Here is an 11,710-nt window from a genome sequence, read left to right as displayed (position 1 = left end):
GCTAGAACGGCCGGACGATTCCGACGCGCGGGATCAGCGTCACGATCCAGCCAAGGATCGTCGTCTTGCGATCGTCTGACGGGATCGGCGGCACGTCCTTCGACGCCGGCAGCAACTTCACGGCATGCAGCATCAGGAACATGCAGACCGCCCAGTTCGAGATCCAGCGCGAATAGTCGAACACGGTCACGAACATCACCAAATACCCGGCGCTGATCATGATGAGCGCGGCGAACACGATCCGCCGATGCAGCTCATTTGCGAGCGCGCCGATCAGCCGCGCGAAATAGCGCCACAGCGGCACATGCAGCCAGATCAGCAGCGCAAATACCGGGACGCCCAGGATGTTCGAGGGCATCCGCGCCCAGGTGTCGGCGAACTCCTTCGACAGCGGCTGGTACCAGATGTAGCCGAACTGAAGCAGGTCGGTCCGCGACGGATCGGCCATCCGGCTTTGCAGGTGATGGATGAATTCGTCATAGGGCACCTCAACCGTGCCGGCGAACTGCGCGACCAGGAACAGCATGCCGACGGCGGCGAGCGCCAGAAGGCCGACGGCGATGCTTCGCGGCGTCACGCGTTGCATCAGATAGAAGCGCAGCACCACGATCGCGGTGATAGTCGGGACATACATCAGGACGAAGATGTGATGGACCAGGATCAGCAGGATCGAGAACAGCGCCGCGATCAGCACATAGACGACCGAGCGCGCCGGGATCAGCAGCAGCACGATCGTCAGCGCACAGCCATAGATGTCGAAATGGCCGAGCGTGTGCATGAAATTCTTCAGGAAGAACGGCGATCCCGCGATGAAAATGAACAGCGGCCAATGCGCATTGTCGAAGCCGAATGTCTTCTGAAAGAGTTTGACGAACAGGGCAAGCGTCACCAGCCAGACCGCGCCGGCCAGCGCGAACACCAGCCACATCGGCACCTTGTCGGTGAACAGCGACACGATCGCGCCGATCAGCGCGCGCTTGGTGAAGCCGTAGTGATAGTCGACCAGGAGATGGATGTAGGGAACGAAGGGCGGCAGTGCGATCTTGTGCAGGAACACCCCGACCAGCACCGCCGCATTGACGGCCAGCATCAAGCGCCAGGGTCTCTCCCAGATTCGCAGACTCATCGATCGCCCACTCTCGTCGTCCCGGGCAAGCGAAGCGCGACCCGGGACCCATAACCACCGAAGGCAGTTTTTAGAAGGAATGTCGGCCCGAGTCTTGGTTACTGCGGGCTGCAGGGGCTATGGGCCCCGGCCTTCGCCGGGGCGACGATGACTGTACGCCTACAAAATAAACCGGCTCAGATCGGCGTTCTTGGCGAGGTCGCCGACATGCTTGGTCACGTAATCGGCGTCGACCTGGATGGTCTCGCCGTGGCGATCGGGCGCGGTGAAGGAGATCTCGTCGAGCACCCGCTCCATCACGGTCTGCAGCCGCCGCGCGCCGATATTCTCGACCGTGGAATTGACCGCGACCGCGACATCGGCCAGCGCGTCGATCGCGCTGTCGGTGATGTCAAGCGTGACGCCCTCGGTCTTCAGCAGCGCGACATATTGCTTGATCAGCGACGCCTCCGGCTCCGTCAGGATCCGGCGCATGTCGTCGCGGGACAGCGCCTGCAGCTCGACGCGGATCGGCAGGCGGCCCTGCAACTCCGGCAGCAGGTCCGACGGCTTGGCGATATGGAAGGCGCCCGAGGCGATGAACAGGATGTGGTCGGTCTTGACCGCGCCGTGCTTGGTCGAGACCGTGGTGCCCTCGATCAGCGGCAGCAGATCACGCTGCACGCCTTCGCGCGAGACGTCGCCGCCCTGGCGGTTTTCGCGCACGCAGATCTTGTCGATCTCGTCGAGGAAGACGATGCCGTTGTTCTCGACCGCGCTGATCGCCTCCTGCACCAACTGATCGGTGTCGAGCAGCTTGTCGGATTCCTCGTTGACGAGGATTTCGTGCGAACCTTCCACCGTCAGGCGGCGGGTCTTGCTGCGTCCGCCCATCTTGCCGAAGATGTCGCCGAGCGAGATCGCGCCCATCTGGGCGCCGGGCATGCCGGGGATTTCGAACATCGGCATGCCGCTGCCGGACGACTGCGTCTCGATCTCGATTTCCTTGTCGTTGAGCTCGCCGGCGCGCAGCTTCTTGCGGAACGACTCCCGCGTCGCCGGGCTCGATGCGGGACCGACCAGCGCATCCAGCACGCGCTCCTCGGCGGCGAGCTGGGCGCGGGCCTGGACGTCCTTGCGCTTGCGCTCGCGGGTCTGCGAAATCGCCACCTCGACGAGGTCGCGGACGATCTGCTCGACGTCGCGGCCGACATAGCCGACCTCGGTGAACTTGGTGGCTTCGACCTTGAGGAACGGCGCGCCCGCGAGCTTGGCCAGCCGCCGCGCGATCTCGGTCTTGCCGACGCCGGTCGGCCCGATCATCAGGATGTTCTTGGGCAGAACCTCCTCGCGCAGGGAACCGGCAAGCTGCAGCCGCCGCCAGCGGTTGCGCAGCGCGATCGACACCGCGCGCTTGGCATCGGCCTGGCCGACGATGAAACGGTCAAGTTCAGAAACGATTTCGCGGGGGGAGAAGTCGGTCATTGGCTCTAGCTAGGTTGAAAAGGTGGTCTCGGCAAGCGGCAGTCTTCCAGGGCATGATCCCCTAAAGGATCGGCGGCCCGGCCTGCCACTGCCTGATCGCCTCGAACGGGTGGATCAGCATGATGACGTTCAGTGTCAGATTGTCGCGAATGTGCAGCAGCATCACGGTTTCGAACACAACTCCGAGCGCGATGGTTGCGGCGACCGGCAGCTTGCGCGCCAGCAGAAAACCCAAAACCATCGCAAGCGTGTCCGACACCGAATTGACGATGGTGTCGCCGTAATAATCGAGCGAGATCGTGCCGGCGCGGTAGCGCTCGATGATCCAGTTGGAGTTCTCGACGAGCTCCCAGCCGCCCTCGATCAGCATCGCGACAATCAGCCGCCCGGGCCAGGCGAGCCGCGGCAGCAGCAGGAAGGTCAGGCCATAGAACAGCAGGCCATGCAGTATGTGCGAGAGCGTGTACCAATCGGCGATGTGCTGCGAATTCTCCGAGCTCTGCACCGTGCCATGCCAGAGCTTGACATAGCCGCAGGCGCAGATCGGCAGACGGCCCATCGCATAGAGCAGCGCGGCCTGCAGCACGAGCAGCGCGGCGGCGATCGCAAACCATTGCCACGCCGGAACATTGGTGTCGGGCTTTGGCGCGAGCGTCATGCGTCGCGGACCATCAGCAGCGCAGGCCCGTCAGGCGTATCGACCATTCCGGCCTCCCGAAAACCCGCCTTCGCATAGGCGCGCACGGCACGCGCATTGGCCGGATCGGGATCGGTGACAATACGTGGCACGCCTTGCGCCAGCCGGTCGTCGACAAAGGCGCGGATCAGCGCCGAGCCGTGGCCACCCACCATCATGTCGGGCGCGCCGATGAAGAGATCGATGCCGCGGGTGCCTTCCGGTTGCTTGCCGAAGCCGGAATTCCACGCCGTCAGGTCGTAGCACTGGATGTAACCGAAATCGTTGCCCTCGGCGGCAACGATGAACTGGTCCATCGCCGGCTCGTCGAGGTCGCCGCTGACGAGCGCATATTGCTCGGCCGGATCGCCCCACCACTGGCGGACATGCGGCAACGCCAGCCACTGCCTGATCTGCGGCAGGTCGGCTGTCGTCATCGGGCGGAAACGATAGGGGCCGGCCATGCTCAGCCGCCGATCGTCTCGATCGTCACGTTCCTGTTGGTGTAGACGCAGATATCGGCGGCGATATCCAGCGCGCGGCGCACGATGGTCTCGGCGTCCTTGTCGGTATCGACCAGCGCCCGGGCCGCGGCGAGGGCGTAATTGCCGCCGGAGCCGATCGCCATGACCCCGGATTCGGGCTCCAGCACGTCGCCGGTGCCGGTCAGCACCAGGGAGACGTCCTTGTCGGCCACGATCATCATGGCTTCCAGCCGGCGCAGATAGCGGTCGGTCCGCCAGTCCTTGGCGAGCTCGACGGCCGCCCGGGTCAATTGCCCCGGATATTGCTCCAGCTTGCTCTCCAGCCGCTCGAACAGGGTGAAGGCGTCGGCGGTGGCGCCGGCAAAGCCGCCGATCACGTCGCCCTTGCCGATCCGGCGGACCTTCTTGGCATTGGCCTTGATCACGGTCTGGCCGATCGAGACCTGCCCGTCACCGCCGATCACCACCTTGCCGCCCTTGCGGACCGTGCAGATCGTGGTGCCATGCCAGACCGGCAGCTCATTTTGGGATGCTTGCATAGGTTACCTCTCTTCCGGGCAGATTTAGGCGGTCGGGCAGGGGGTTACAATCGGGCGATTTAGCAAGGAATTTGGGTCACCATGGCCCGAAGTTAGGGCGTTTCGGGGTCATCCCGCAGTAGCGAAGGTGACATCAGCCTGTTAAAAGACCGGCGTTTTCGGCACGGGAAAGCTCAATCTTCATGCGCACGGCAACCATCAAGCGCAAGACCAAGGAGACCGACATCGAGGTGACGGTCAACCTCGACGGGGCAGGCGTATCCACGGTTTCGACCGGGATCGGCTTCTTCGACCATATGCTCGATCTCCTGGCCCGGCATTCGCGCATCGACATCACGGTGAAGGCGGATGGCGATCTCCATGTCGATTACCACCACACCACCGAAGACGTCGGAATCGCGCTCGGGCAGGCCGTGAAGCAGGCGCTCGGCAACATGGCCGGCATCACCCGCTACGCCTCGATCCACATGCCGATGGACGAGACGCTGTCGCGCGTCGTGATCGACATTTCCGGCCGCCCGGTGCTGGTCTTCAAGGTCGAGTTCCCGCGCGACAAGATCGGCGAGTTCGACACCGAGCTGGTGCGCGAATGGTTCAACGCCTTCGCGATGAACGCCGGCGTGACTCTCCACGTCGAGACCCTATATGGCGAGAACAGCCATCATATCTCCGAATCCTGTTTCAAGGGTTTGGCGAGGGCACTCCGGACGGCGGTTGCGATCGATCCGCGTGCCCAGGGCGAAGTGCCCTCGACAAAGGGTCAGCTCGGCGGCTGACCCCGGGAGCGTGATCCGGACACGGTGGCACCGGTTTTCCGGGAGATCATGCGGTAAGTAAGAGTCCATCCTCGGCGGAGCGTTCGATGCCGGTCTATACAGTGCATGCCCCCGTGGCCAGCGGCGCCGATCTCGCGGCGGCCGACAAGTTCGTTTTCGTGCGCGACGGCTTCCATTTCTGGGCCGCGGTCGCGGGCGTGATCTGGCTGGTCTGGCATCGGCTCTGGCTGGCGCTGATCGGCTGGCTGGTGCTGACTTTCGCGATCGATTTTGCGCTGACCAAGCTCGGGATCGGCCGCGGCGCGATCTTGCTCGTCGACCTGGTATTGATGGTGCTGATCGGGCTGGAGGCCGCGACCTTGCAACGCTGGACGCTGTCGCGGCGCAAATGGCGCCAGCTCGACATCGTCGTGGCCCACAACAGGGACGCCGCCGAGCGCCGCTTCTTCGAGCGCTGGACCGCGCGGCATCGCGGCGCCGTCAACGACCAGCGGTCCGTGGATCGCGGCGGGCCGCCGCCGACCCGGGACGTTCCGGGCCAATCATTCTCAAAACCCCCGCCGATGCCGCAAGGCGGCATCATCGGATTGTTTCCAGAGCCAGGAGGATCGCGATGACCGTTGCAATCATCGATTACGGCTCCGGCAATCTGCATTCGGCGGCGAAGGCGTTCGAGCGCGCCGCGCGCAGCATGGAGGATCCGCAAGCCATCAAGGTGACGCGCGATCCCGATGCGGTGTATCGCGCCGATCGCATCGTGCTGCCCGGTGTCGGCGCGTTCGCCGATTGCCGCCGCGGCGTCGACGCGGTCGACGGCATGCTGGAAGCGCTCACCGAGGCGGTGCGGGTCAAGGCGCGGCCGTTCTTCGGCATCTGCGTCGGCATGCAGCTGATGGCGACGCGCGGCAAGGAGCACGTCATCACCGAGGGCTTTAACTGGATCGGCGGCGATGTCGTGAAGATCGAGCCGCGCGACGAGAGCCTGAAGGTCCCGCACATGGGCTGGAATACGCTCGACATGGTGCGCGAACACCCGGTGCTGGAGCGGCTGCCGCTCGGGCCGAAGGGACGCCACGCCTATTTCGTGCACTCCTATCACCTCAACGCCGCCAACGAGGCGGACGTGCTGGCGCGCGCCGACTATGGTGGGCCGGTGACCGCGATCGTCGGCAAGGACACCGCGATCGGCACCCAGTTTCACCCCGAGAAGAGCCAGCGCTTCGGCCTCGCTCTGATCTCCAATTTCTTGAAGTGGAAGCCGTGATTCTCTTTCCAGCGGTTGATCTGAAGAACGGCCAGTGCGTGCGCCTGGAGCAGGGCGACATGGCGCGCGCCACTGTGTTCAATCTCGATCCGGCGGCGCAGGCGCGAAGCTTCGCCGCGCAGGGCTTCGAATATCTCCACGTCGTCGATCTCGACGGCGCCTTCGCCGGCAAGCCGATGAATGCGCATGCGGTGGAGGCGATGCTGAAGGCCGTCACCATGCCGGTGCAACTCGGCGGCGGCATCCGCGACCTCGAGACCATCGAAGCCTGGCTCGACAAGGGCATCACCCGCGTCATCATCGGTACCGCGGCGGTGCGCGATCCCGAGCTCGTGAAGGGCGCGGGGCGAAGCAATTCCCCGGCCGCGTCGCGGTGGGGCTCGATGCGCGCGACGGCAAGGTTGCGGTCGAGGGCTGGGCCGAGACCTCGCATGTGACCGCGCTCGAGATCGCGCAGCGCTTCGAGGACGCCGGCGTTGCCGCGATCATCTTCACCGACATCGCCCGCGACGGCCTGCTCAAGGGCCTCAACCTCGATGCCACGATCGCCCTCGCCGACCGCATCTCGATTCCGGTGATCGCCTCCGGCGGCTTTGCCTCGATCGATGACGTCAAGGCGCTGCTGGAGCCGCGTGCGAAGAAGCTCGCCGGCGCCATCGTCGGCCGCGCGCTCTACGACGGACGGCTTGATCCCGCCGCCGCGCTCAAGCTGATCCGCAGCGCGGCCTAGGAGACACAGACATGTTCAAGGTTCGCGTGATCCCCTGCCTCGACGTCAAGGACGGGCGCGTGGTCAAGGGCGTCAACTTCGTCGATTTGCGCGACGCCGGCGACCCGGTCGAGGCCGCGATCGCCTATGACGCCGCCGGCGCCGACGAGCTCACCTTCCTCGACATCACCGCCACCCATGAGAACCGCGGCATCATGCTGGATGTGGTGCGGCGGACGGCGGAAGCCTGCTTCATGCCGCTGACCGTGGGAGGCGGCGTCCGCACCGTCGACGACATCAAGATCCTGCTGCGGTCCGGCGCCGACAAGGTCTCGATCAATTCAGCGGCGGTCAGCCGCCGTGAGTTCGTCAAGGAAGCGGCCGAGAAGTACGGCGAGCAATGCATCGTGGTCGCGATCGACGCCAAGCGGGTCAAGCGCGCCGGCGGCTCGGACCGCTGGGAGATCTTCACCCATGGTGGGCGTAATGCCACCGGGATCGATGCCATCGAATATGCCCAAGAGGTCGTCGCGCTCGGCGCCGGCGAAATCCTGCTGACCTCGATGGACCGGGACGGCACCAGGCAGGGCTTTGACCTGCCGCTGACCCGGCTGATCGCGGACAGTGTCCCCGTACCGGTCATCGCGTCCGGCGGCGTCGGCAATCTCGATCACCTGGTCGATGGCGTCCGCGAGGGTCATGCCACCGGCGTGCTGGCCGCGTCGATCTTCCACTTCGGGGAATTTACCATCCGCCAGGCCAAGGATCACATGGTGCGCGCCGGCCTGCCGATGCGGCTCGATCCCTAGCGTGCGTGGTCTGTGACTCCTTGTCACAAAAATGCTAAGCCCCACCTAGGGATGGCGCCTTGGTGGTGCCGGTGCGCATGCTTGAGTTGAGTTGATGTCGCGTTTCACGGTCCACGATCTGGCCGCTACCATCGACGCCCGCGCTGCAACGGGCGGCGAGGCGTCCTACACCCGCAAGCTGCTCGACAAGGGCGCGGAGCATTGCGCGAAGAAATTGGGCGAGGAGGCGGTCGAGACCGTGATCGCCGCGGTCGGGAATGACCGCGATCATCTCATCGCTGAAAGTGCCGATCTCGTGTTTCACCTGCTGGTTCTGTTGAAATCACGCGGCGTGAAGCTGGAGGATGTCGAGGCCGCGCTGGAGAAGCGCACCTCGATGTCGGGACTGGAAGAGAAGGCGGCGCGCAAGCGCGACTAGCGCACATGATCGAGCGCATTGAGAGGGGCGGCCTTATGGACATCCGGTCACCAGATCAGCAATACAACCCCTATCGCACCTTCACGCGCCAGCAATGGTCGCATCTGCGCGACGATACGCCGATGACGCTCGAGCCGGGCGAGTTCGACCGCCTGCGTTCGATGCACGACCGCCTCGATTTGCAGGAGGTCGAGGACATCTATCTGCCATTGTCGCGATTGCTGTCGATCTATGTCGATGCGACCCAGCGGCTGTATTATTCGCAGCGCCAGTTCCTCAACATCCGCGACCGCAAGATGCCCTATATCGTCGGCGTCGCCGGCTCGGTTGCGGTCGGCAAGTCGACCACCGCGCGCGTGCTGCAGGCGCTGTTGGCGCGCTGGTCGCCGCGGCCGAAGGTCGACCTGATCACGACCGACGGTTTCCTGTTTCCGAATGCGGTGCTCGAGCGGCAGGGCATCATGCAGAAGAAGGGCTTTCCCGAGAGCTACGATCTGCCGACGCTGCTGTCGTTCCTCAGCGACATCAAGGCGGGCCGGCGCCGCGTGCGCGCGCCGGTCTATTCGCATCTGACCTACGACATCGTGCCGAACAAATGGGTCGAGATCGACCAGCCCGACATCCTGGTCGTCGAGGGCGTCAACGTGCTGCAGACCGGGCGGCTGCCGCGTGACGGCAAGGCGGTGCCGTTCGTCTCCGACTTCTTCGATTTCTCGGTCTATATCGATGCCGACGAGTCCGCGCTGCGGCAGTGGTACATCAAGCGCTTCCTGGCGCTGCGCGACACCGCGTTCACCGATCCAAGGTCCTACTTCCACCGCTATGCGCTGCTGTCGGACGAGGAAGCGACCGCAACCGCGATCGCGATCTGGGAGCGCACCAACCTCGCCAATCTCGAGGACAACATCCTGCCGACCCGGCCGCGCGCGACGCTGATCCTGAAGAAGGGCGCCGACCACGTGGTGCAGACGGTCGCGCTGCGCCGGCTGTAACACCCGCTGTTCTGGCTGTCATTGCGAGGAGCGGAGCGACGAAGCAATCCATGTTTCCGTTATGCGGCGCGGTGGATTGCTTCGCTTCGCTCGCAATGACGGGTAGATTTACGCCGCGACATGCCGCGCAGCGGCGAGGCCCGCGAGCGCCTCTTCGAGCTTCTCGCGGTCGAGCGGCTTGATCAGAAAACCATCCATGCCGGCCTCGAAGCAGGCATAGCGATCTTCCACCAGCGTATTGGCGGTCAGCGCCAGGATCGGCGTCCGGCGTCCGGACTGGCCGGCCAGCCCGCCGGCCTCGTGGGCGCGGATCTGCTTGGTGGTCTCGATGCCGTTGAGGCGCGGCATCTGGATGTCCATCAGCACGAGATCATAGGGCGTGCCGGCGGACGTCGCCGAGAGCCACGATTCCATCGCCTGCTCGCCATTGGTTGTGATGACCACGGTGTGGCCGAGCCGGGCGAGCAGCGAGCGCATCAGAAGCGCGTTGATCTCATTGTCTTCCGCAACCAAGATCGAGAGCCCTGGTGGCGCGGCCGCCGGCGCAGTCGGCGCGGACTCCGTGACCGTCTCGATCGTAAGGCTTGGCGTCACAGGGCTTGGCGTCACAAGGCTTGGTGCGACGATTTCGGGTGACGCGGTCAGGCGTGCGGCGAGCGACGACGCCCGCAGCGGCTTGACCAGATAGCCGGTGAGCATGGTTGTCTCGGAGGCCGAAAGGTCCTGCCGCGTCGCCGGCGTCACCATCACGATGCGATGGGTTGTGTGGATGCGGGCAGCGTTGGCGAACGTCTCGATCGCCGGCGGGCCGAGCATGTGATCGATCAGGACCGTGTGCCAGCTCCGCTCCGGCAGCAATGCCTCGGCGACATCGGCATCCGACACGATGCAGGTCTGCGCGCCCCAGCGTTGCAGCCGCCGCGAGATCAGCGAGGCCTCGATGCTGTGCGGCGCGACCAGCATGATGGATTGGCCGGCGAGGTCGGGCGCGGTGAAGCCATTGGCCTCGCCGCTGTCGGCGGCGACGAGCGGGATCGAGACCTCGAAGGTCGAGCCCGCGCCCGGCGTGCTTGCGAGCGAGATCCGGCCGCCCATGCGCTTGACGATGCGGTCGCTGATCGAGAGGCCGAGCCCGGTGCCGCCATAGCTGCGCGCGATGCGGTCGTCGGCCTGCTCGAACTCCCGGAAGATGCGCTGCTGCGCTTCCGGTGCGATGCCGATGCCGGTGTCGCGAACCAGGAAGCTGATCTCGTTCGGCCAGATGCCGGGCTCGACGATCAGCGCCACGCCGCCGGTCGCGGTGAACTTGATGGCGTTGCCGGCGAGATTGAGCAGCACCTGGCGCAGCCGCGCGGCGTCGCCGGTCACCTGCATCGGCAACCGCTCGTCGACATAGGCGGCGATCTCGATGCCCTTGGCCTCCGCGCGCGGCGCCAGCAATTCGGTGATCTCCTCGATCAGGCCGGACAGCGCAAAGGGGCGGTGTTCAAGATCGATCTTGCCGGCTTCGATCTTGGAATAGTCGAGCAGCTCCTCGATCAGCGCGAGCAGCGCGTCGCCGGAGGTCTTGACCGCCTTGACGTAGGTGGTCTGCTCCGGCGTCAGCTGGGTGTCCATCAGCAGTCCGCTCATGCCGATGATGCCGTTCAGCGGGGTGCGGATCTCGTGACTGGCCATCGCAAGGAAGCGCGACTTGGCGCGGTTGGCGGCATCGGCCTGATCGCGGGCCTCAGCCAGCGCGCGCTCGCTCTCGGTGCGGTCGGTGACGTCGCGGCCGACGCTCTGCATCTCGGCCGGCGCGCCGGCATCGTTGCGCACGAGGCCCTCGCGCCAGGCGATCCAGCGCGGCCCGAGCGGTCCCTCGATCTTCTGGTCGTAGACCCGCGTCCCGTTGGATTCGAGCGCAATGTTGCCCTGCTCGAGCACCTTGAGGGTAGCGGTGCTGCCGATCAATTCGCCGCGGGGGATCTGCGCCAGCGCGCAATAGGCGTCGTTGGCATAGGTGATGAGGCCGTCGAGGTCGCGCAGCACGATCAAATCGTCCTGCGCCTCGAACAGGGTGGAGGCGCGCTGTTCGGCCTCCTGCAGTTCCCAGTTTCGGTCGGCCATCGCCTCATTGTGCATGGCGATGGTGCGCAGCCGTCTGCGCATCAGCCGCAGCCGGATGCCGAGCGTCACGATCCAGAGACAGGCGAGCGCGAACAGGAAGCTGACGCCGATCGCGAATATATTGGGATCGTAGCCGCTGTGGCTCGAGAGGGCGCCGGAAATGAACCCGAAGGCGCCGCCGAATGCGACGGAAAAGATCGTGAAGGAACGGACGATCGTCGCGACCCAGGAATGGCGCCGCAAGAAGCGGCGAAGGCGTAACTTGATCCGGAAGAAACGCCCCATCAATGGTGGTCCTGAGAGTGCCGATCTGGCGATGACGATGCGTCGGCCACCTTGAAAA

Annotated in this window: 12 protein-coding genes and 1 pseudogene; 7 read left to right on the top strand and 6 right to left on the bottom strand. The window is 65.0% G+C overall.

Annotated elements, in window-relative coordinates; genetic code table 11:
* Position 1: 1 nt before the first annotated feature.
* From ACVIGA_RS21510 to hslV, 5 genes are all read right to left on the bottom strand, one after another.
* Positions 2–1,126 (bottom strand): hypothetical protein, encoded by a 1,125-nt coding sequence (locus ACVIGA_RS21510; protein ID WP_456667887.1) that lies wholly within the window; start codon positions 1,124–1,126, stop codon positions 2–4.
* A 159-nt stretch (positions 1,127–1,285) separates the two neighbouring features.
* Positions 1,286–2,590 carry an ATP-dependent protease ATPase subunit HslU gene (gene hslU, locus ACVIGA_RS21505; protein WP_375777841.1) on the bottom strand — a complete coding sequence of 435 codons (1,305 nt, stop codon included), beginning with the start codon at positions 2,588–2,590 and terminating at the stop codon, positions 1,286–1,288.
* Positions 2,591–2,651: 61 nt separating this feature from the next.
* A complete protein-coding gene (locus tag ACVIGA_RS21500; RefSeq protein ID WP_456667886.1) occupies positions 2,652–3,248 on the bottom strand; it encodes a DUF2585 domain-containing protein in 597 nt (198 codons plus the stop codon).
* Complete coding sequence (locus ACVIGA_RS21495; protein ID WP_456667885.1) at positions 3,245–3,730, bottom strand: GNAT family N-acetyltransferase; 486 nt, start codon at positions 3,728–3,730, stop codon at positions 3,245–3,247. Before ACVIGA_RS21495 ends, ACVIGA_RS21500 begins: the two co-directional genes overlap by 4 nt.
* A 2-nt stretch (positions 3,731–3,732) precedes the next feature.
* A complete protein-coding gene (gene hslV, locus ACVIGA_RS21490; protein WP_024583062.1) occupies positions 3,733–4,290 on the bottom strand; it encodes an ATP-dependent protease subunit HslV in 558 nt (185 codons plus the stop codon).
* 182 nt (positions 4,291–4,472) lie between these two features.
* Here hslV and hisB point away from each other — a divergent pair, with 182 nt between their 5' ends.
* From hisB to coaA, 7 genes and pseudogenes are all read left to right on the top strand, one after another.
* Entirely contained in the window at positions 4,473–5,066 is a 594-nt protein-coding gene (hisB, locus tag ACVIGA_RS21485) for an imidazoleglycerol-phosphate dehydratase HisB (RefSeq protein WP_021078165.1), read from the top strand.
* A gap of 86 nt (positions 5,067–5,152) precedes the next feature.
* Positions 5,153–5,683 carry a DUF2628 domain-containing protein gene (locus tag ACVIGA_RS21480; protein ID WP_223971322.1) on the top strand — a complete coding sequence of 177 codons (531 nt, stop codon included), beginning with the start codon at positions 5,153–5,155 and terminating at the stop codon, positions 5,681–5,683.
* Positions 5,680–6,330, top strand: a complete 651-nt coding sequence (gene hisH, locus ACVIGA_RS21475; RefSeq protein ID WP_050425351.1) for an imidazole glycerol phosphate synthase subunit HisH — start codon at positions 5,680–5,682, stop codon at positions 6,328–6,330. The genes ACVIGA_RS21480 and hisH overlap by 4 nt, the downstream gene beginning before the upstream one ends.
* A pseudogene (hisA, locus tag ACVIGA_RS21470) lies at positions 6,327–7,060 on the top strand (1-(5-phosphoribosyl)-5-[(5-phosphoribosylamino)methylideneamino]imidazole-4-carboxamide isomerase). The gene hisH and the pseudogene hisA overlap by 4 nt, the downstream one beginning before the upstream one ends.
* Positions 7,061–7,071: 11 nt before the next feature.
* A complete protein-coding gene (gene hisF, locus ACVIGA_RS21465) occupies positions 7,072–7,848 on the top strand; it encodes an imidazole glycerol phosphate synthase subunit HisF (RefSeq protein ID WP_223971329.1) in 777 nt (258 codons plus the stop codon).
* 94 nt (positions 7,849–7,942) lie between these two features.
* A complete protein-coding gene (locus ACVIGA_RS21460; RefSeq protein WP_092120999.1) occupies positions 7,943–8,266 on the top strand; it encodes a phosphoribosyl-ATP diphosphatase in 324 nt (107 codons plus the stop codon).
* 35 nt (positions 8,267–8,301) lie between these two features.
* Positions 8,302–9,258 (top strand): type I pantothenate kinase, encoded by a 957-nt coding sequence (coaA, locus tag ACVIGA_RS21455; RefSeq protein WP_456670854.1) that lies wholly within the window; start codon positions 8,302–8,304, stop codon positions 9,256–9,258.
* A 108-nt stretch (positions 9,259–9,366) separates the two neighbouring features.
* Here coaA and ACVIGA_RS21450 read toward each other — a convergent pair whose 3' ends face one another.
* On the bottom strand, positions 9,367–11,652 hold the full coding sequence (locus tag ACVIGA_RS21450; protein WP_456667884.1) for a response regulator: 2,286 nt from the start codon (positions 11,650–11,652) through the stop codon (positions 9,367–9,369).
* Positions 11,653–11,710: the final 58 nt, after the last annotated feature.

The sequence above is a fragment of the Bradyrhizobium sp. USDA 3240 genome, assembly GCF_054063295.1.
This window is presented reverse-complemented; position numbering and strand designations above follow the sequence as displayed.